General features: G+C 65.0%; 18 protein-coding genes and 1 tRNA gene. 10 read left to right on the top strand and 9 right to left on the bottom strand.

Going from position 1 to position 19044, the window contains the following annotated elements; all coding sequences use genetic code 11:
- Positions 1-3 precede the first annotated feature (3 nt).
- A complete protein-coding gene (locus AB4Y73_RS11555) occupies positions 4-1215 on the bottom strand; it encodes an ROK family transcriptional regulator (RefSeq protein WP_441871637.1) in 1212 nt (403 codons plus the stop codon).
- 162 nt (positions 1216-1377) lie between these two features.
- On the opposite strand from AB4Y73_RS11555, the gene AB4Y73_RS11550 reads away from it, so the two are divergent.
- Genes AB4Y73_RS11550 through AB4Y73_RS11530 form a run of 5 tightly spaced genes read left to right on the top strand, consistent with a single transcriptional unit; the run spans position 1378 to position 5996 of the window.
- Positions 1378-2127, top strand: coding sequence for a sugar phosphate isomerase/epimerase family protein (locus tag AB4Y73_RS11550; protein ID WP_441871635.1), 750 nt, complete (start codon positions 1378-1380; stop codon positions 2125-2127).
- A complete protein-coding gene (locus tag AB4Y73_RS11545) occupies positions 2124-3269 on the top strand; it encodes a Gfo/Idh/MocA family protein (protein WP_441871633.1) in 1146 nt (381 codons plus the stop codon). Before AB4Y73_RS11550 ends, AB4Y73_RS11545 begins: the two co-directional genes overlap by 4 nt.
- On the top strand, positions 3256-4446 hold the full coding sequence (locus tag AB4Y73_RS11540; RefSeq protein ID WP_441871631.1) for a Gfo/Idh/MocA family protein: 1191 nt from the start codon (positions 3256-3258) through the stop codon (positions 4444-4446). Before AB4Y73_RS11545 ends, AB4Y73_RS11540 begins: the two co-directional genes overlap by 14 nt.
- A 1-nt stretch (position 4447) precedes the next feature.
- The gene (locus tag AB4Y73_RS11535) at positions 4448-5449 is read left to right on the top strand and encodes a sugar phosphate isomerase/epimerase family protein (RefSeq protein WP_441871629.1); all 1002 of its coding nucleotides are present in this window, start codon (positions 4448-4450) and stop codon (positions 5447-5449) included.
- A gap of 10 nt (positions 5450-5459) precedes the next feature.
- Positions 5460-5996, top strand: coding sequence for a GNAT family N-acetyltransferase (locus AB4Y73_RS11530; RefSeq protein WP_441871627.1), 537 nt, complete (start codon positions 5460-5462; stop codon positions 5994-5996).
- Positions 5997-6005: 9 nt separating this feature from the next.
- Here AB4Y73_RS11530 and AB4Y73_RS11525 read toward each other — a convergent pair whose 3' ends face one another.
- Positions 6006-8153, bottom strand: a complete 2148-nt coding sequence (locus AB4Y73_RS11525) for an amylo-alpha-1,6-glucosidase (protein WP_441871625.1) — start codon at positions 8151-8153, stop codon at positions 6006-6008.
- A gap of 15 nt (positions 8154-8168) precedes the next feature.
- Entirely contained in the window at positions 8169-9287 is a 1119-nt protein-coding gene (locus AB4Y73_RS11520; RefSeq protein ID WP_441871623.1) for a glycosyltransferase family 4 protein, read from the bottom strand.
- A gap of 185 nt (positions 9288-9472) precedes the next feature.
- On the opposite strand from AB4Y73_RS11520, the gene AB4Y73_RS11515 reads away from it, so the two are divergent.
- The gene (locus AB4Y73_RS11515; protein WP_441871717.1) at positions 9473-10171 is read left to right on the top strand and encodes a DsbA family oxidoreductase; all 699 of its coding nucleotides are present in this window, start codon (positions 9473-9475) and stop codon (positions 10169-10171) included.
- 83 nt (positions 10172-10254) lie between these two features.
- Positions 10255-10884: a TetR/AcrR family transcriptional regulator gene (locus tag AB4Y73_RS11510; protein ID WP_441871621.1), complete on the top strand. Its 630-nt coding sequence runs from the start codon at positions 10255-10257 to the stop codon at positions 10882-10884.
- On the opposite strand, the gene AB4Y73_RS11505 is transcribed toward AB4Y73_RS11510, so the two are convergent.
- The gene (locus AB4Y73_RS11505) at positions 10881-11552 is read right to left on the bottom strand and encodes a LytR C-terminal domain-containing protein (RefSeq protein WP_441871619.1); all 672 of its coding nucleotides are present in this window, start codon (positions 11550-11552) and stop codon (positions 10881-10883) included. The two genes, AB4Y73_RS11510 and AB4Y73_RS11505, sit on opposite strands and share 4 nt — an antisense overlap.
- Positions 11545-11844, bottom strand: a complete 300-nt coding sequence (locus AB4Y73_RS11500; RefSeq protein ID WP_255769974.1) for a type II toxin-antitoxin system VapB family antitoxin — start codon at positions 11842-11844, stop codon at positions 11545-11547. Before AB4Y73_RS11500 ends, AB4Y73_RS11505 begins: the two co-directional genes overlap by 8 nt.
- Before the next feature lie 162 nt (positions 11845-12006).
- Here AB4Y73_RS11500 and AB4Y73_RS11495 point away from each other — a divergent pair, with 162 nt between their 5' ends.
- Positions 12007-12936, top strand: a complete 930-nt coding sequence (locus tag AB4Y73_RS11495) for a hypothetical protein (protein WP_441871617.1) — start codon at positions 12007-12009, stop codon at positions 12934-12936.
- Between the two features lie 297 nt (positions 12937-13233).
- A complete protein-coding gene (locus AB4Y73_RS11490; RefSeq protein WP_441871616.1) occupies positions 13234-14649 on the top strand; it encodes a stealth family protein in 1416 nt (471 codons plus the stop codon).
- A gap of 54 nt (positions 14650-14703) precedes the next feature.
- Here AB4Y73_RS11490 and AB4Y73_RS11485 read toward each other — a convergent pair whose 3' ends face one another.
- From AB4Y73_RS11485 to AB4Y73_RS11475, 3 genes are all read right to left on the bottom strand, one after another.
- Positions 14704-15633, bottom strand: a complete 930-nt coding sequence (locus AB4Y73_RS11485) for a phosphodiesterase (protein ID WP_441871614.1) — start codon at positions 15631-15633, stop codon at positions 14704-14706.
- Positions 15634-15755: 122 nt separating this feature from the next.
- Complete coding sequence (locus AB4Y73_RS11480) at positions 15756-16310, bottom strand: glutathione peroxidase (RefSeq protein WP_441871612.1); 555 nt, start codon at positions 16308-16310, stop codon at positions 15756-15758.
- A 55-nt stretch (positions 16311-16365) separates the two neighbouring features.
- Positions 16366-17676, bottom strand: a complete 1311-nt coding sequence (locus AB4Y73_RS11475; RefSeq protein WP_441871610.1) for a peptidoglycan DD-metalloendopeptidase family protein — start codon at positions 17674-17676, stop codon at positions 16366-16368.
- Between the two features lie 250 nt (positions 17677-17926).
- Here AB4Y73_RS11475 and AB4Y73_RS11470 point away from each other — a divergent pair, with 250 nt between their 5' ends.
- The gene (locus AB4Y73_RS11470) at positions 17927-18844 is read left to right on the top strand and encodes an oxygenase MpaB family protein (protein ID WP_441871608.1); all 918 of its coding nucleotides are present in this window, start codon (positions 17927-17929) and stop codon (positions 18842-18844) included.
- Between the two features lie 56 nt (positions 18845-18900).
- On the opposite strand, the gene AB4Y73_RS11465 is transcribed toward AB4Y73_RS11470, so the two are convergent.
- Positions 18901-18988: transfer RNA gene (locus AB4Y73_RS11465), tRNA-Ser, on the bottom strand.
- Positions 18989-19044: the final 56 nt, after the last annotated feature.

The raw sequence follows: 19044 nt of genomic DNA, 5'->3' as shown, positions 1-19044 counted from the left end.
GAACTAGCCTGTTGCCTGGAGCGTGGCTTCAATGACCGACGGCGACAACACGTACTGCGTCACCATCTGGCTGGCCCCTAGGATTGCTGCCTTGTCCCCGGCCACTGACAGCGCAATGCGCAAGTGGGTGGTGGCCAACGGCAGCGACCGCCGGTACACCACTTCGCGGACCCCGGCCATCAGGTGTTCGCCGGCCTGGCCCAGGCTTCCGCCGATGACAATCACGGAGGGGTTGAGCAGGTTCACCACCATGGCCAGGACATCTCCCACGTCGCGTCCGGCCTGCCGCAGAGCCTGGATGGCCTGCAGATTGCCGTCGCTGACCAGCCGCAGCACGTCATTGCCCTTACTGGCCGGTACGCCTTGCCGGGTCAGTTCAGCGGCCAGGGCGGGTCCGGACGCGAGCGCCTCCAGGCACCCGTTGTTTCCACACCGGCACAGCACATCATCTCCCCGGGGCACACGGACATGACCAAGGTCGCCCGCTGTTCCGTTGGCACCGCGCTGCAGTTCACCACTGCTGATGATCCCGGCGCCGATACCGGTGGCAACCTTGATGAAGAGGAAATTTTCGTGCTCGGGCCAGTGCGCCGTCCGCTCGCCGAGCGCCATGATGTTCACATCGTTGTCCACGAGCACCGGGACTGGCAGGGATCGCTGGACGTAACGGACGACGTCGAACCCGTCCCACCCGGGCATGATGGGCGGCTTTACGGGCCGGCCGGTGGCGTGCTCCACAGGGCCCGGCAGTCCGATTCCCACTCCGGCCAGGTCCTTGAGGGTCCGTCCAGCCTCGGCCAGGACTGCCAACCCTTCTGCAACCGCGGAGTCCAGCACCGTTTCCGGGCCGGCAGCCACATCCTGCGCCAGCCGTCGTTCGGAAAGGACGTTCCCGCCCAAATCCGTGGCAGCGACGATTACGTGCGTCGCGCCGACGTCGACCGCCAAAACTGAGCGGGCGGCCGGGTTGAAGGCAAAGCGCGACGGCGGCCTGCCACCGCTTGAACTCGCCTCACCGGCCGGCCCCACCAGGCCGGAGGAGATCAGGGCGTCGATGCGTGAAGCCACCGTGGACCGTGCCAGGCCCGTAGTCAGGGCCAGTTCGGCGCGCGTGCGGGCCTTGCCGTCGCGTAGGAGCTGGAAGAGGTCGCCGGCCCGGGAAAAACTGGCGCCGTTATCCGGGGCGGCAGTCAATGGCGCGGGGGTGGGACTCATGGATCATGAATAACATACCTTCCTTCTGCCTGTCACACCGAGCCAAGGCAGACAGTCGACTTGCCACTTTTGCTTGACGCTCGGCATAAGTCGTTCTAGCTTTAGTGAGGGCCACCCCTAGCAACCAGTCAGCGTGGATTCGTCTGCACCTTAGGAGAACCGATGAACTACTCCCTTCAGCTCTATACCCTCCGCGACGCGATCCAGGAAGACCTGCCCGGCACCATCCGCAAGGTCGCTGAGATCGGCTTCTCACAGGTTGAGCCCTACAACTTCGTGTCCACCGCGGAGGAACTCGGGAAGGCACTGAAGGAAAACGGCCTGGCAGCGCCCTCCGGGCACGCACCCCTGCTGAGCCAGGACCAGGACGAAATCTTCGCCGCTGCCAAGGCGCTGGGCATCAGCACCGTCATCGATCCGTATCTCCCGGCCGAGCACTGGCAGAAGGCCGAGGACATCCAAGCCACCGCGGCGAAGCTGAACGAAGCCGCCAAGAAAGGTGCCGAGCATGGCATCCGCGTCGGCTATCACAACCACGCTTGGGAACTGGAGTCCGTCATCGAGGGCCGCACGGCATTGGAGTATTTTGCCGATTTGCTGGATCCCGAAGTGGTCCTTGAAGTGGACACCTACTGGGTTGCCGTAGGCGGCCAGGATCCGGTCGAAGTACTGGACCGGCTGGGCGACAAAGTGAAATTCATCCACATCAAGGACGGTCCGCTGAACACGGACACCAAAGCGCAGCTGCCGGCCGGAAAGGGAAAGGTGGCCGTCTTGGACGTCATCGCTGCTGCCAAGTCCCTCGAAGTAGGCGTAGTGGAGTTTGACGACTACGCCGGCGACGTCTTCGAAGGCATCGCCGAGAGCCTCGCTTACCTGACCGCAAACACCGCCGAAAGGGCAAAAGCATGAACCGCGACGCAACCACCAGACGTGGCCCGGTAGGCGTCGGCGTCATCGGCGCAGGGAACATCAGCAAGGAGTACCTGGACAACCTCACGGTCTTCCCCGACCTGAAAGTCCACGTCATCGCTGACCTCTTCGAAGACGCCGCAGCGGCGCGCGCGAAGGAATACGGCATCCCGGAGTGGGGGCCGCCGGAGCTGGCGCTGAACCATCCCGACGTCGAAATCATCGTTAACCTCACCATCCCGGCCGCCCACGTGGAGGTAGCCACCGCCGCGGTCAACGCGGGGAAGCACGTCTGGACCGAGAAGCCTTTCTCCCTGGATCGCGAATCCGGGCTGGGGCTGCTCAAAGCCGCCGACGCCGCAGGCATCCGGCTTGGCACTGCGCCGGACACCTTTCTCGGCGCGGGCCTGCAGACCGCCCGCAGACTGATCGAACGCGGCGACATCGGCACCCCTCTGACGGCCATGACCACGTTCCAGACGCCGGGGCCGGAGTCCTGGCACCCGAACCCCGCGTTCCTCTTCCAGTACGGCGCCGGTCCCCTCTTCGACATGGGCCCCTACTACCTCACAGCCTTGGTCCAGACGTTCGGCTCCGTTCGCCGCGTGGCCGCAATAGGCTCCAAGGCCAAGGAAGTCCGCGTCATCGGTTCCGGCCCCAAGCTGGGCGAGGAGTTCACGGTGGAGGTCCCCACGCATGTCAGCGCCATGGCACAGTTCGAAAACGGCGCGTCCTCACACAGCGTCTTCTCGTTCGAGTCGCCCCGCGTGCGGATGGGCTTCCTGGAAATCACCGGCACAGAGGCCACCTTGTCAATGCCGGACCCCAACTATTTCGACGGCGACATCAAGCTCTCGCGTGCAGGAGACGAGGACTGGACCACCATTCCCGCCACGGGCCCCACAAACGGCCGCGGCATGGGTGTCCTGGACATGGCCCGCTCTATCCGGGCGGGCGTTCCGCACCGTGCCACGGGCAACCTCGCCTACCACGTGCTGGACACCATGGTCTCGATTTCGGAGTCCGTGGAATCGGGCACCTTCATCGACGTCGAAAGCTCCGCCCCTGCGTCCCCGGCCCTCCCCGAGGACTGGGACCCCACAGCAGCCACTCTCCAGGACTCACGCCATGAACTCCCCTGACAACGGCACCACCCTGGACGGCCCGCCCCTCGGCGTGGCAATGATCGGCTACGCCTTTATGGGCAAGGCCCACTCGAACGCCTGGCGGAACGTTGCGTCCTATTTCGACGTCCCGGCCTTCGAGCAGAAAGTGCTCGTGGGCCGGGACGCCGGGCAGGTCGCGGCGGCCGCCTCGAAATACGGCTGGACGGAATCCGCCACGGACTGGCGCTCGGTCCTGGAGCGGGACGACATTCACATCGTGGACATCTGTGCCCCGGGCTGGATGCACGCCGAGATCGCCATCGCCGCACTCGAGGCCGGCAAGCATGTCCTCGTGGAAAAGCCGCTGGCGAACACCCTGGCCGAAGCTGAGGCGATGGCTGGCGCCGCCCGGGCGGCCCGGGAACGCGGCGTCCAATCCATGATCGGGTTCAACTATCGCCGTGTCCCGGCCCTGGCACTTGCCCGGGAGCTGATCGCCGAAGGACGGCTCGGTACGGTGCGGCACGTTCGCGCCGCGTACCTGCAGGACTGGCTGGTGGACGCCGACTCCCCCATGACGTGGCGGCTGAATAAGGAAACCGCCGGGTCCGGTGCGCTGGGCGACATCGCGTCCCACACGATCGACCAGGTCCTGTTCCTGCTGGGCGGTTCAGTCACCGAAGTCTCGGGCCGGCTGCACACCTTCGTGACCAGCCGCCCCGGGGCGGACGGCCCCGAGGAAGTAACGGTCGACGACGCCGCCTGGGCCACGCTGTCCCTCGCCTCCGGCGCAATCGCCTCAGTTGAGGTCTCCCGGGTTGCCACCGGCCAGAAAAACTCGCTGAAGCTCGAGGTCTACGGGGACAAAGGCGCAATCGTCTTCGACCTGGAAAACCTCAACGAACTCCAGTTCCTGGACGCCACCCTCCCGGCCCGCGAGCAGGGCTTCCGGCGAATCCTCGTGAACGAGCCCGAGCACCCCTACATGGATGCCTGGTGGCCGCAAGGCCACGTGATCGGCTGGGAACACACCTTCACGCACGAAATCCGGGACTTCCTCGCCGCGATCGACGGCGGCACCCCGCCGTCGCCATCGTTCGAAGAGGGCCTGGCCGTGCAGCGGGTACTGGCCGCCATCGAAGAATCCGCCAACGCCAAATCCTGCATCATCCAGCTCACCGCCGCCGCCGTACCCGCCACTGAAGGAGCCTGACATGCCCCGCCCGTACACCCTGTTCACCGGCCAGTGGGCCGACCTCCCCTTCGAGGAAGTCGCGCGCCTGGCTTCCGGCTGGGGCTACGACGGCCTCGAAATCGCCGTTTCCGGGGACCACCTCGACGCCTGGCGCTGGGACGAACCCGGCTACGTCGAGTCCAAACTCGCCGTCCTGGACAACTACAACCTGAAGGTCTGGGCCATCTCCAACCACCTCAAGGGCCAGGCCGTCTGCGATGACCCCATCGACTTCCGCCACGAGGCGATCGTGGGTTCGAAAGTGTGGGGCGACGGCGACCCCGAAGGCGTCCGTACGCGCGCGGCCGAGGAAATGAAGCACACCGCCCGGCTCGCCAAAGCGCTCGGCGTGGACACCGTCGTCGGCTTCACCGGCTCCTCCATCTGGCAGTACGTGGCCATGTTCCCGCCCGTCCCTGAAAAAGTCATCGACGCCGGATACCAGGATTTCGCCGACCGCTGGAACCCCATCCTGGACGTCTTCGACGAATGCGGCGTCCGCTTCGCCCACGAAGTCCACCCCTCCGAAATCGCCTACGACTACTGGACCACCGTCCGCACCCTCGAGGCGATCGGCCACCGTGAAGCGTTCGGCCTGAACTGGGACCCCTCCCATATGATGTGGCAGGGCATCGATCCCGTCTCCTTCATCTGGGACTTCAAGGACCGGATCTACCACGTGGACTGCAAGGACACCAAGCTACGCCAGACCGGACGCAACACCGTCCTGGGCTCCCACCTGCCCTGGGGCGACCCGCGCCGCGGCTGGGACTTCGTCTCCGCAGGCCGCGGCGACGTGCCGTGGGAATCCTCCTTCCGGGCGCTGGCTGCGATCGGCTACAACGGCCCCATCTCCGTGGAGTGGGAAGACGCCGGCATGGACCGTCTCCACGGCGCCCCGGAAGCCCTCGCCGCGCTGAAGAAGTTCGACTTCCCGCCGTCGAACACCTCCTTCGATGCCGCCTTCAGCTCCAAGCCTTAGAGTTTTCTGCATGACCCACACCATCCGAAAAGCTACAACGGACGACGCCGGCCCGCTCGCCGAACTGGCAGCGGTCACCTTCCCGCTGGCCTGCCCGCCGTCGTCGTCACCGGAGGATATTGCCGCCCACTTGGCGAATACCCTGAGTGAGGAGCACTTCCGCCGTTACCTTGCGGATCCGGATGTCACTGTCCTGGTGATTGACGCGGACGGCAGCCTGCGCGGCTATAGCCTGCTCGTCAACCGGCCCACGTCGGACCCGGATGTGGCCTCCGCACTCACACTCCGGCCCTCAGTCGAACTCAGCAAATGCTACGTCCACCCTGAGCACCACGGGCTGGGCGCCGCGGCTGAACTGATGCACGCCAGCCTCGACGCGGCGGCCGCCGCAGGCGCAGCCGGTGTGTGGCTGGGCGTCAACAGCCAGAACGCCCGGGCCACCCGCTTCTATGAGAAGTCGGGCTTCCGCAAAGTGGGCAGCAAGTCCTTCCGGCTGGGGACCACCGTGGAACACGACTTCGTGATGGAACGCGCCTTGCCCCAGTAGCCGCCTGCGTTACTCGCCGGCCTTCCCGCCCAGCCCATCGTCCAAAGCGGGACGCGGCTCCTTCAACAGCTTCAATTCGGGCGGAAGTCCGTCGATATTTCCTTCTTGCCGGTTCGCGCGAATGGAAATTCTGGCATGACCCAGCCGCACGTTGTCGGCCCTGAACTCGCCCTTGTCCTCGGCCAGGATCGGTGCCAGGTGGACAACGCCGCGGGTGAAGTCGGGGTCGAACCGGAGCAGGATTCGGGCCAGCTGGATGGGCGCCGCCGCCGCCCAGGCCTGCGGGGAACACGCCGTCGGATAGGGCACCGGCCCGGAGTATTCGCTGCGGTCGAACCCGCAGAACAGTTCCGGCAGTTGCCCGTCGAAATGGGCTGCCGCATCAAAGATCCCCCGCGCCACCCGTTTGGCCTCAGCTACATAGCCGTAGCGCATGAGGCCCGTTGCCACCAGGGCCGAGTCGTGCGGCCACACGGATCCGTTGTGGTAGCTCACCGGGTTGTAGGCCACCATGTCGGAGGCCAGCGTCCGGATTCCCCAGCCGGTGAACATCTTCGGCGACATCAGCCGCTCCACCACCTGCGGCGCTTTCTCCTCGTCCACGATGCCAACCCACAGGCAGTGGCCCATGTTTGAGGTACAGGAGTCCACCGGCTTCTTGTCCTTGTCCAACGCGACGGCGAAGTAGCCCTTGTCCGGGAGCCAGAATTTCTCGTTGAAAGCCTTCTTCAGCGACGCTGCCCGCTCAGCCCAGCGGTGTTCCGTCTCGGCATCCCCTGCGGAGCCCGCCAGGAGCGCGCGTGCGAGGTAGGCGGCATAGACGTAGCCCTGGACTTCGCAGAGCGCGATGGGAGCCTCAGCCATCCGCCCGTCGGCAAAATTGATACCGTCCCAGGAATCCTTCCAGCCCTGGTTGACCAGCCCATGCGTGTTGGGCCGGAGGTATTCCACAAAGCCGTCGCCGTCCCGGTCCCCGTACTTTTCGATCCATTCAAGGGCGCGGTCTGCATGCGGCAGCAGGGAATCGATGACGTCATCGGACAGCCCCCACCTGCTGAGCTCACCCAGCACACTGACGAATAACGGGGTGGCATCTGCGGTGCCGTAATACGCGGTTCCGCCCAAGGAGAGGCCGGCGGTCACGCCAAGGCGTACTTCGTGCGGGATGCGTCCGGGCTGTTCCTCGGAATCGTTATCGACTTTCGAGCCCTGGAGGGCGGCGAGGGTCTGCAGTGTTCCGGCAGCCAACGTGGAATCCACCAGCAGGGCCATGTAGGAAGACAGCAGCGAGTCCCGGCCGAAGAGCGCCATAAACCAGGGCGCACCGGCTGCAACGGCAACACGGTCCGGATGCTCAGGGTCGAAAATCCGCAACAGCCCCAAGTCGGTCTGACTCCGTTGCAGGGTTTCCTCAATGCTGCTGTCCGCGAGCGAAAGCCGCGGTACATTTTCCTCCCACTCCCGGTGGCGTTGAACTCCCACCCGGTGACGGGGCAGCCCAGCCTCCGTGAAGGGGGACTTTGGGGCCTCCCCATCTATCAGCGGGACCACAATGACGCTGGTGGCCCACTTGCCGCGCGCCGGGATGTGCGCGTGGAACCGCAGGGCGTCGGCGGTAACTTCGGCCCCCGCGGCCCGGATCGCGGAGCCGCGCCGCTGGCCGTTGCGGACGGCTTCGATGAGGAGTTCCGGACCTTTGACAGTCCGGGTCAGGCTGTCTTCGTTGATGGGGCGGCCGCCCTTGACATCGAAGAGGTCCGCCTGGTCCGCGTCCACCAGAAGTTCGATATCACAGTCAACATCTTCCGAGGAATAGTTCTCGAGGGTGATGTCGTCCTGGAGGCCGGGTCCGATGTGGCGTTCCTGACGGACCACCAGTGGACTGTCGAAGCGGCCGTCCGGCCACCGTGCGCGGCCCACGAAAGTGGCTTCGTAGGCATCGGGCCGGTGCGCAACCAGCGGCTCGCGGAGGGCACCGTTGATGCGCAGGATCCATCGGGACACGACCCGGGTGTCCTGATAGAACGCCCCGCTTGTCCCGCCTTCGGAGCTGAGGTCACCGCTGTGGGAAGAGATGCAGAAGGAAGACCCTTCCACCAGGGTTACGGCGTCAACCCCGCCAATATCGGCTTCCGTATCGGCATTCCAAGCAGTCATGGGTGCACTCCTTCCTCAGGGCCTCCGGATAGAAATCGGGCCAGGTTCCGGCGCCCGGACCAGTGCTCGCCCTGCCCGATTCTGGTGTGCATATGCATCGTCCGGAACCCCTGCCCTGTGGCTCTTTTCCACGAGGCTTGCGTACAGATCCAGATGGTTGAGGACCATCCTCTCGGTGCTGAACATCTTGATTGCTTTGTCCCTGCAGTGCGACCTGTCCAGCGCCGCAGCAAGCGGAAGAAAATTGTGCAGTTCCTCTGTCGGCGCGAGGTATCCCGTTTTGCCGTGATCAACGATTTCAGGTGCTGATCCGATGGGTGTGCCCACCACAGGCGTCCCCGTGGAAAGGGATTCGATCATGACCAGCCCGAAGGGTTCGGACCATTGGATGGGATTGAGGAACGCCATCGCCTCCCCCATGAGCAAATACTTGTCCGCGTCCCCCAGCTCGCCTAGAAACTCCTCGTTACTGCCGAGCATCGGCTCAACCTCCGAGCGGAAATACGCAATCTCCTCAGGCTCGCGCATCTTCGCCGCAATCCGTAGCGGAATGCCTGCCTTGCGCGCAATCACGATGGCTTCAACCACGCCCTTGTCCGGGCACATTCTGCCGACAAAGCAGGCATAGCCGCCGCCCCCGGAACCGACAGGTACTCCGGAAACGTCCATGCCGTGGTGGATCACTCGGGTGATGGGCACATCCGGAACCTTGGAAGCCTGGTCACGCGAGATCCCGATAATGGCCGTGTCACCGGCCATTGCACGGTACAGATCCGCCGACGCCGGAATGGGGGGTCCGTGAATGGTGGTCACAATAGGGGCGCTGGATTTCCTCCGGCCAACCAGCGGTCCGGCCAGGGTGTGGTCATGGATGATGTCCACACCACCCATGCCGTCATAGGCCCTGATGACATGGCTCAGCTCTGAGAGTGCCATGCCCATTTCCGCTGGTTCGGACGGCCGCATCCCTGGTACCAGCGTTGCCGGACAGTCGCTGTCAGATGCTGCGGCGAGCATGACCTCGTGGCCCGCCGCAATGAAACCCCGGGCAAGGGAGTCAACAACGCGTTCTATGCCCCCGTATCCGGCGGGTGGAATGGGGATCCATGGTGCTGCAATAAGTCCTATGCGCATGCTTTCCTCCGTGAGGATCACATGCCACGCCCCCAGATATGGCGAGTGAGTGAGTTCAAAAGGCCGTTTGCTTAACCTGTTGCTCTGACTATTACCCTGCCCGGGGTCCCATTTCAACCCCCGACGTGACAAAGCAAACACACCGTGCGGGGAATGCCTCCCGCCCGGAGACGGTTGTGGCGAGCATGAAGATTGAGATCTGGTCAGACGTCGCGTGTCCCTGGTGCTACATCGGCAAACGCCGGTTTGAGGCCGCCTTGGCCGAGTTCCCGCACCGCGAATCCGTGGACGTGACATGGCGCAGCTACCAACTGGACCCCAGCCTTCCGGAACACTACGACGGCACCGAGCTTGAGTACCTGAGCAGGATGAAGGGCATGGCGCAGGCGCAGGTCTCGCAGATGTTTGAGCACGTTGCGGAGCAGGCCAAGGGTGAAGGCCTCAACTATCGCTTCGACCAGGTGGTGGTAGCCAACAGTTTCACCGCCCACCGCCTGATCCACCTGGCTGCCGAACACGGCCAGCAGGATGCAGCCAAGGAACGCCTCCTCAGCGACCACTTTGAGCACGGCAAGGACATCGGGAGCCAGGAGTACCTCACGGAACTGGGCCTGGCGTTGGGCCTCAATGCTGCCGAAATAGCTGAGCTGTTCACTACGGACAAGTACGCCGACGCCGTCCGCTTCGACTTCGAGGAAGCCCGCACGCTGGGAATCACAGGTGTGCCGTTCTTCGTCATTGACCGCAAGTTCGGGCTCTCCGGCGCCCAGCCTGTGGAAACGTTCACCGCTGCCCTCAATCAGGCCTGGCGGGAGGGTAACCCGCTGGTGCTGGTCAACGCCTCGGAGGGCGAAGCCTGCGGCCCGGACGGCTGCGCTGTCTGACCGCCGACGAGTCGGCCATCGCACACCCGACCGCCGACGACACGGTGGCCGCGTTTACTGACACATCGCGATAAAGTGTCTGCATGCCCAGGATTTCGGCGGCCACCAACGCCGCGCAACGAGCCGACACGCAGCACCGGATCCTGACGGCCTTTGGTGAGCTCCTCTTTACCCACGGCCTGCCCGGGCTGACCATGACGGACGTCGCACGGCACGCCGGCGTGGGGCGCACGGCGGTCTACAACTACTACGCCGATATCGAAGAACTGCTGATCTCCTACGCCCTGGATGAGACCGAGCGGTTCCTCGCAGAGCTGCGCGATGCGTTGGCTGCGGTGGACAACCCCGTCGAACGGCTGGCGCTCTACGTTCGCACCCAGGTGGAGGACCTCAGCCGCCGCCACCTCCCGCCCGGGCCGGCCATGGCGGCGGTACTGTCGCCGTCGTCCTTCGCCAAACTGGCGGACCACGTGGGTGAGCTGAGTGTCATGCTTCAAGGCATCCTGCGTGATGGCATGGCGCAGGGCTTCCTGCCGGAGGCTGACATCGGCCAGCAGGCACAACTGATCCACGGGACCCTGTCCTCCAGTGCCGCCCGCGGCAGCAATGAACCCGCCGAACTTGAGGCGCGTATCGCCAGGACGGTGCGGTTCATCCAGTTGGGCGCCGGAGCACGGTTCGACGACGACGGCGCGCCCCTGCGGGTCCGCTAAGGCTTGGCTGTCGCCGTCGGAATTACGGGCCACTTCGCGTCGTCGGCGATGCGGCGGCTTTCCCGCGGGCAGCTGAGCTTTCCGGGAGTCTGGTCCACCCGGTCCGCAGCGGCCAGCTCTTTGTAGTCGCCGGCAAGGATCACGTCTACGCTGGCATCGGTCCGGCCGTCCTGGAAGTAGTCGGAGCCCGGCACGTTCCGCTGGACGGTAAAGGCCGCCGACTGCCCGGCCGCACCCGAGACCACAGCAGCCACGCCACGGTAGCCCGCTTCGGTGTTGGCCACGTTCCCCACCACAAACTTCCGGGCCAGGAGTTCGTCCGCCACCGTGCGGGCCAGTCCGGGCCGGCTGGTGGCGTTGAAGACGTTGAGGTTGATCCGTTCGGGCGGGGTGTAGTCGAAGGTGGCCGAGGGACACGTGCTCCTGGGCTCCTCGCTGGCCGCCGGCGTCGGAAGCTTTATATGCCCGTTGATGATGGCTAACGCCGTGATGATGGCGCCGGCGATGAGGCCCAGCAGCAGGACCAGCACCACGCCGTGCACAACCCTGCGGCGGAGGCGGACGGGATCGTCGGGATCGCCGGCGGCCTCAAAGGTGGCCCGCAGTTCCGCCCCGGTGACAACCCGGTGGCCGTGCAGGACCCGGGCATCCGTGGGTTTCCTAGCCATCTATTACCAGCACGCGGGCGTGGATGGCGGTGCGCTGGTGCAGCGCTGTCCGGACGGCGCGGTGCAGGCCGTCCTCCAAGTACAGGGTTCCCTGGTACTGCACCACGTGGGGAAACAGGTCGCCGAAAAACGTGGAGTCCTCCGCCAGGAGGGCCTCCAGGTCCAAAGTCCGTTTGGTGGTCACCAGTTCGTCCAGGCGCACGGGGCGCGGCGGCAGCGATGCCCACTGTTTGGGCGTGCTGTAACCATGGTCGGGGTACGGGCGTCCCTCGCCCACAGCTTTGAAGATCACCCTGCAACACTAGGCACCTTGGCGGCCCAAGAGAAGAGTCCGGCCCGCGCCGTTTCAAGGTTGTAGCCAAACAGTGACCATCCACCAGAGGCCGGAGGCTTCGGGCCCCCTCGCAGCGGCTAGCGCACCCGGATGCTGGCCCCTGGCTGACACAATGGAGCCATGACTGCATCCGATTTCCCCGCCAGCCCCGCGCCCGGCGTCCGCCTGCCGTCCACCCCGCCGCTTGCCCTTCTGCTCGACGTGGACGGTCCCGTGGCGAGCCCGGTGACCCGCGACGTGCAGCCTGGCATCATCGCCGATATGGTGGCCCTGGCCACCGCAGGCATTCCCGTCATTTTCAACACCGGCCGCTCCGATACGTTCATCCGGGAACAGGTCATGGAGCCCATGATCGCCGCCGGCATGCCGGCCGGAACCGTCATCCACGCCATCTGCGAAAAGGGCGCCGTCTGGTTCAGCTACACCGCCGCCGGCCCCGGCCCCATCCACGTTGACAAGGAACTGGCCGTTCCCAAGGCCTACGGCGATGACGTCCGCAGGCTGGTGGCCGAGGACTACTCGGCCCACATGTTCTTCGACGAGACGAAACGGGCCATGGTGTCCGTGGAGCAGCACATCGCGGTTGCCAACGCCGATTACCTCGCCGAGCAGCAGCTCTTCGACACGGACGCCATGGACCTGATGGCCCGCCACGGCCTGGGTGTGGTCCGCCTGGACCATCACGCGCCGAACTCCGACGACGCCGTGGACTACCGCGTGGACCCCACCATCATTTCCACCGATATTGAGTCGGTGAGGCTGGGCAAGGACCTGGGCGCCAGCCGAGCCGTGGAACTGCTGGCAGCCGAGGGCATCACGCCTCAAGCCTGGCGGACCATGGGCGACTCCCGCACCGACTACGCCATGGCCGACTGGCTGCACCACAACGACCATCCCGTGAAGCACGTCGACGTCCGGCCCGCGGATGGTGTCCCGGTCAAACCCTATGACGTGCTAACCGCAACGGATCTGGGCCTGGGCAACGATGTAATCCACGACGACGCCGGCGCGGCTTTCCTGCGCAGCTGGCGGGAGGCCGTGGGCAACTGACTCCCGGCCGGGTGGCGTGCCGCCCAGCGTAACCGCGCGTTTTGAGGCTACCGCTATCATTCAGTTAAGAACGCATACCAGTTAGCCGCGACGGAGACAACCATTACAGAAGCACCCGTTACAGAAGCACCTGTCCAGGACGAGATCTATTACGGCGGACAGGCCTCGGAAGAACCGCGCACGCATGCGGAGGTCACCTCTCCCGCTGCCGAAGCACGGCTCAAGCACCGCGAGGACGTAGTCCGGCACAAGGGCCGGTATGCCCTCATCAACCACAACCGGACGCCGTACCAGGCCATGGTTGAGGATCTGCTGTTCCTGCGCAATGTACTGGCTGGCGCCGGGCTGGACTACCTCCTGGTGCGTGGAAACAACGACCGCCCGGTCATCGCCCTGGACTGGAAGAACCGCAAAAAACTGCGGACCGCGCTGGTTGAAGCCTGCCGCAACGAGCCCGTTTACTCCATGACCGTTGACGCAAAAAAGAAGTCATCCGTCCTCGTGGCCGACGGGGAGCTCTCCCCCAACCGGCAGGCCCGCATCTTCCGCATCTACCGTCCGCGGGTTGAGCCCGACGGCGGCTTCGAGTTCGGTTCCTCCGCCGGCGTCCAGATTGAACTCTGGAGCTTCGACGGTAACGAGATCACCCTGCCCATCGAGAACTCCCTCACCCGGCGGACCATGCTCGCGCAGGACGCCGTCCGCGGCACTGTGGAGCGGTACGGCCACTCCTGGCCGACCATCGAGAACATGTTCGCGGACCACGCAAGCGACATCAGCTTCGACATTGATCTGGTTTTCTCCTGGGTGGACGGCAGTTCCCCCGAGTACATTGCAGCCCGCCGCGCCCAGCAGAAGGATGTGGTTCTCGGCGAAGGCGACGACCACGAAGCACGCTTCCGGCAGATCAATGAACTCAAGTACGCCCTGCGTTCGGTGTACATGTTTGCACCGTGGATCCGCCGCATCTTCATCGCCACGGACTCGCCCGCGCCGGAATGGCTCGCCGAGCACCCGTCCGTGACCATTGTCCGCAGTGAGGAGTTCTTTTCGGACCCGTCCGTGCTGCCCACGCACAACTCCCAGGCCGTGGAATGCCAGCTGCACAACATCGAGGGCCTCTCGGAGCATTTCCTGTACTCCAACGACGACATGTTCTTCGGCCGCCCGGTGGGGCCTGATCTGTTCTTCACGCCAGGCGGGATCACCAAATTCATCGAGGCCGAGACCCGGATCGGACTGGGCGACAACGACGCCGAGCGGAGCGGTTTCGAAAACGCCGCACGCGTGAACCGCAAGCTGCTCTGGGACCGCTTCGGGCGCATCACCACGAGGCACCTCGAGCATACTGCCGCGCCCCTCCGGCGCAGCGTGGTGGCCACCATGGAGCGCGAGTTCCCGGACGAGTTCCAGAAGACAGCGGCCAGCCGGTTCCGCGCTGCGGACAACATCTCGGTGACGAATTCGTTCTACCACTACTACGCCCTGCTCACAGGCCGGGCGGTCACCCAGACGGCGGCCAAGGTGCGCTATGTGGACACCACCATGCGGGCAGGGCTGAACTACCTGCCCAAACTGCTGGCCAAACGGAACATGGACTTCTTCTGCCTCAACGACGGCAGCTTCCCGGAGGTCCCGGCAGACGAGCGGGCACAGCTGGTGACCGACTTCCTGGAGAAGTACTATCCCATCAAGGCGCCCTGGGAACTCTGACGCCGCGGACTGGCCGGGAGTAGCCGCCCCGCACCCCTGCCGTGGGCCCTGCCGCTAGGTAGCGTAAGGCAGGGGAACCTTGGTGGGAGAGCCGACCTTTGCTTTCTCCGGGATGCTGATGCCGGCCGCGGCCAGGCGCTCGGCCGTCATTTGCGGCGTGACGTGTTCACCCACTGTGGGGGTGCTGCCCAGGGGAACCACGGAGTGGACAATGGTGTGCTCGTAGACGTGCACGAGATTGAAGGCCTGCGCACCGTCCCTCCCGCGGGTGCCGCCGACCGCCACATTGAGGTCCTGGGTGTAGCACGTGGCCGAGGCGACGGAGACGGGAATCCCGGCAAAGCTCGCCGTGGTTGAGTAGTGCAGGTGCCCGGCGAGGATGGTCCGGACGTCCGAGTTGCGGACCACGGCGGCCAGGCTTGCCTGGTCCCGCAGCTCCACCAGCACGGAAAGGTCCAAAACGGATGGGACCGGTGGATGGTGGAGCGCCAGGATCGTGCCATCGGGTGCAGGCGTATCCAACTCGCGGGTCAGCCACTCCAGCTGCGACGTGCTCAGCTCGCCATGGTGGTAGCCCGGTACCGACGTATCCATGGTGATGATGCGCAGGCCGTTAATGTAGTAGCTGTGGTCCACGGGTGCATCACTTGCCGGTTCGTCCAGCAGACCGGTCCTGAAGTTGGCCCGGTTGTCGTGGTTACCCATCGCCCAGATGACTTGGGCGCCCAGGTCGTCGCACGCGGGATCAACGATGGCGCGCAGCTTTGCGTACGCCTCAGGATGCCCCTGGTCAGCGAGGTCGCCGGTGAAGATCACCGCCTCCGGGCGGGCGCCCGAAGCCCGGACTTCCTCGAAAAGCTGGATGAGCTTGGCTTCGCTGTCAACAGCGCCGTAAAGGGGATCCGGACCTCCCAACAGGTGGGGGTCGCTCAGGTGGAGAAGGAAGTGGCGTGGCCGGGGGTGTTCGGCCTCGATGTGCTTCATTGCTGCCTCTGTGGTCGGTGGGAAACGGCGTTTCCCTTCTACCCTTCAGTAACTATTATCAAACCAGATTCTGGGTAAATTTTGAGTAAATTACCGTGGGCAAGTTGGAAAAAGAAAAAGATTTACGCTTCTGAACGACGTGATGCGGCTTCCGGTCCATCAAATTCGGCCAAAGCCTGTTCGATGGCATCCAGGACCTCGGGCGAGTCGGGTACGACGGTCGGGGCGAAGCGTCCCACCACCTCTCCCGCACGATTAATCAGGAACTTCTCAAAGTTCCATTTGATGAGGCCCGGCAGCACGCTGGTCTTGAACTTGGTCAGTTCCACGTAGAGCGGATGCTGGTCCTTGCCCCGCACGTTCGCCTTCGCTGTCAGGGGGAAGGAAACGCCGAAGTTCCGCTCGCAGAACTCGGCGATCTCGCTGTCCGTGCCCGGCTCCTGGCCGGCGAACTGGTTACACGGCACGCCTAGGATCTCGAAACCCTGGTCCCGGAACTTCTCATACAAGGTTTCGAGGCCGGCGTACTGCGGTGTTAGTCCGCACTGCGACGCCACATTGACCACCATCACCACCTTGCCCTTGAACCGGCCGAAGTCGGTCAGGGTGCCGTCGTTGAGCGTCAGCGGGATGGTGTACAGAGAGGTCACAGCGCCGTCCTTGGGGAGGTTGGTCATGCAGGTGATTCGTTGCCAACCATCAACAGTACGGGCGGACGCTGGGAATTTTCTGTCAGGGATTCGTCGGCGCGGGCTCCGAGGCTGCGGCTTCGCCTGTTTCGTCCGACGGCGTGGTTGTTACCGGCGGTGCCGCAGTAGCCGAGCCAGTGGTTGGGGTCTCCATCGGCTGCTCCGATTCGGAGGGTCCCCGCCGTGCCGGCGACGACGGCGCGGAGACGGCGGGCGCTGGCGTCGTAGGTGCTGAAGTCCCTGAGGGCGCCGGGGTGGTAGTTGCAGGCGTGGCGGTGCCGGACGGCGATGCGGTGGGCGTTGCTCTACCCGTCGAAGTCGGCGACGGCGTCAGCGTTGCGGTACCAGTCGGCGTCGGCGTCGCGGTACCGGTCTGCGTCGGCGTTGCGGTACCAGTCGCAGTCGGCGACGGCGTCGCAGTACCCGTTGGTGTGGCTGTACCCGACGGCGACGGCGTTGCAGTACCAGTCGGAGTAGCGGTACCAGTCGGCGTCGGCGTAGCGGTCGCCGTTGGTGACGGAGCGGCCGCTGACGTTGCGGACGCCGTCGGCGCCGTCGCCGGCTCGGTATGCGCCGCGGGCGGCGGCGCCGGCAGCTCGTCTTCACCGTGGAGGACTGCGTGGCTGTTGTCTGCGGCAACGGGAATCGCCCAAGGCTGGGACGTGGCCACGTTCTTGCCTTCGTAACTGACCATGGCAATGTCAGCAAGCATGTCCACCTGGTGGATCGGGAGGAGCGTCCAGTTCAGCGGATTGGTGTGTACGCCATGGAGGATGGTCTCAAAGTGCAGGTGACACCCCGTGGACCAGCCGGTAGTACCCACCCGTGCGATGACCTGGCCCACCTGCACGGCGTCCCCGGTGTGGACGGCGACGGCCTCCAGGTGATTGTAAGTTGTGATCAGCCCGTTGCCGTGGTCAATTTCCACGCGGTTGCCACCGCCCCAGGGATGCCACCCGGCCGCCCTGACCACGCCGGCATCCGCGGCATAGACCCTGGTGCCGCAGCCCGCGGCGAAGTCCTGGCCAAGATGGAAGTCCCCTATCAGGCCCGTGATGGGACTGATACGGAAGCCGAAGGGCGAGCTCGCCGCAAGTGTTTCAAGGGGCGCCATCAGGGAGCCTTCAGGCGGCCGGCTCAGCTGTGCGGAAGCCACATTCAGCGGAGCCTTGCCGTCCTTTGCTATCGTCCTGACCATGGTGCGGCCGAAGGGGACCAGTACACTGCCGTCCGTCAGGATTGCGGGAGCCAAGGCAGGCGCGCCCACGTGGCTGGCGGCGGCTTCCGGCACAGCGCTGCCGGGTTGGAGCCCAGGGACTGCGGGGAGTCCGAGAGCGAAAGAAGCCACAACCATGGCGGCGCAAGCGGCCAGCGCGCGCACCGCCGTCGCACAGGCGCCTGGAGATTCTGTGTCCCGGCCGGAACCCCAATGATTTCCCACTCGCTGACTCCCGGTTGGCCCGTCGGACCCCAATCCGGACGGACTTTCCATCCCATGGGAACACAAAGCCCCCGGCCTGTGAACCCCATATCCGCCACTGGCGGGCTATTTTGTGGATCTGCGGCAACCCACCTCCGCCCGGTTCATCGGCAAGAATGGTGACATGCGCAATTTCCTCAGGGAATGGCAGGGCGAACTGAAGCGCGTCTTCACAGGAAGCGCGGACGCCTTGCCTGAGTGGGTTCCACGGCTGGCGGACGGTAACGACGCCGGCTATCACCTTCCGGGTTCAGCTGTCTGGGCCGTGCACGGCTCCATGTCCCCTATAGTCGCCGGCATCCGCGCGCTGCTCATGCAGTCGCTGCACCCCGCTGCGTTGGCCGGCATCCATGAGCATTCCGACTTCCGGGCAGATCCCCTCCGAAGGCTGGCCCGGACCATCCAGTGGATCTTTACCGTCACATATGGCTCCACTGCCGCCGCCGAACAAGCTTCGGCCCGGGTCCGGCGCCTGCACGTGCCGGTCCAAGGCAGCTACAGCGACCGCAACGGCGCCGTGCATTCGTATGCGGCCAACGATCCCGAACTGGCCCGCTGGGTGCACCTCGCATTCGTGGACGCCTTCGTCACAGCCCATCGGATCTGGGGTGGCAGGGTTCCAGGCGGCCCAGATGCGTATGTCCGCGAATGGGCCCAGGCTGGACGGCTGATGGGAGTTGAAGATCCGCCGCTGAACGAAGCTGAGATGAGGCTGCAGCTGGACGGCTACTATCGCAAGGGCGAGCTGCTGGCGGACAGCCGCGTTGCCGAGACCGTCGGCTTCATCCGCAACCCGCCGCTGCACCCGCTGCTGCGGCCCGGCTACCGGATCATCTTCGCTGGAGCCGTCTACAGCCTTGAGCCGCAATACCGGCAGATGCTGGGGCTCAAGGTTCCGCGGCTGGGCCCCTTCCCGCTCCCGGTGCGGCTGGCGACCAAGGTGACTCTCGGCGTCGTACATCTCGCACTGGGGCGCGGCCCCGGACCCAGCGAGCAGGCGGCCCGCTCGCGGCTCCGCCGGATCGGCTATCAGGGCAGCTGACCGGCCGCAGAAAGCCAAAGACCCGGTCCTGACAGGGTCAGAACCGGGTCTTCGTGTGGCGGAGAATGGGGGATTTGAACCCCCGAGGGCGTTAACCCAACACGCGTTCCAGGCGTGCGCCATAGGCCGCTAGGCGAATTCTCCAGCTGCTTCTGAATCAAAAGCAGGTACTAGACTACCTGAACTTTCCCGCATCGCCC

The organism is Pseudarthrobacter sp. TAF60_1, from assembly GCF_052113505.1.
Lineage (GTDB): Bacteria > Actinomycetota > Actinomycetes > Actinomycetales > Micrococcaceae > Arthrobacter.
Note: the sequence above shows the minus strand (reverse complement) of the source record. Positions and strands in the feature narration are given on the sequence as shown.

What these genes read in the sequence shown, in the direction of transcription:
- AB4Y73_RS11520 (WP_441871623.1), bottom strand. Translation starts at nt 9,287, where the DNA reads ATGCGCATAGGACTTATTGCAGCACCATGGATCCCCATTCCACCCGCC.
- AB4Y73_RS11550 (WP_441871635.1), top strand. Translation starts at nt 1,378, where the DNA reads ATGAACTACTCCCTTCAGCTCTATACCCTCCGCGACGCGATCCAGGAA.
- AB4Y73_RS11470 (WP_441871608.1), top strand. Translation starts at nt 17,927, where the DNA reads ATGCGCAATTTCCTCAGGGAATGGCAGGGCGAACTGAAGCGCGTCTTC.
- AB4Y73_RS11535 (WP_441871629.1), top strand. Translation starts at nt 4,448, where the DNA reads ATGCCCCGCCCGTACACCCTGTTCACCGGCCAGTGGGCCGACCTCCCC.
- AB4Y73_RS11475 (WP_441871610.1), bottom strand. Translation starts at nt 17,676, where the DNA reads ATGGTTGTGGCTTCTTTCGCTCTCGGACTCCCCGCAGTCCCTGGGCTC.
- AB4Y73_RS11490 (WP_441871616.1), top strand. Translation starts at nt 13,234, where the DNA reads ATGGTTGAGGATCTGCTGTTCCTGCGCAATGTACTGGCTGGCGCCGGG.
- AB4Y73_RS11545 (WP_441871633.1), top strand. Translation starts at nt 2,124, where the DNA reads ATGAACCGCGACGCAACCACCAGACGTGGCCCGGTAGGCGTCGGCGTC.
- AB4Y73_RS11525 (WP_441871625.1), bottom strand. Translation starts at nt 8,153, where the DNA reads ATGACTGCTTGGAATGCCGATACGGAAGCCGATATTGGCGGGGTTGAC.
- AB4Y73_RS11495 (WP_441871617.1), top strand. Translation starts at nt 12,007, where the DNA reads ATGACTGCATCCGATTTCCCCGCCAGCCCCGCGCCCGGCGTCCGCCTG.
- AB4Y73_RS11540 (WP_441871631.1), top strand. Translation starts at nt 3,256, where the DNA reads ATGAACTCCCCTGACAACGGCACCACCCTGGACGGCCCGCCCCTCGGC.
- AB4Y73_RS11530 (WP_441871627.1), top strand. Translation starts at nt 5,460, where the DNA reads ATGACCCACACCATCCGAAAAGCTACAACGGACGACGCCGGCCCGCTC.
- AB4Y73_RS11555 (WP_441871637.1), bottom strand. Translation starts at nt 1,215, where the DNA reads ATGAGTCCCACCCCCGCGCCATTGACTGCCGCCCCGGATAACGGCGCC.
- AB4Y73_RS11480 (WP_441871612.1), bottom strand. Translation starts at nt 16,310, where the DNA reads ATGACCAACCTCCCCAAGGACGGCGCTGTGACCTCTCTGTACACCATC.
- AB4Y73_RS11505 (WP_441871619.1), bottom strand. Translation starts at nt 11,552, where the DNA reads ATGGCTAGGAAACCCACGGATGCCCGGGTCCTGCACGGCCACCGGGTT.
- AB4Y73_RS11485 (WP_441871614.1), bottom strand. Translation starts at nt 15,633, where the DNA reads ATGAAGCACATCGAGGCCGAACACCCCCGGCCACGCCACTTCCTTCTC.
- AB4Y73_RS11515 (WP_441871717.1), top strand. Translation starts at nt 9,473, where the DNA reads ATGAAGATTGAGATCTGGTCAGACGTCGCGTGTCCCTGGTGCTACATC.
- AB4Y73_RS11510 (WP_441871621.1), top strand. Translation starts at nt 10,255, where the DNA reads ATGCCCAGGATTTCGGCGGCCACCAACGCCGCGCAACGAGCCGACACG.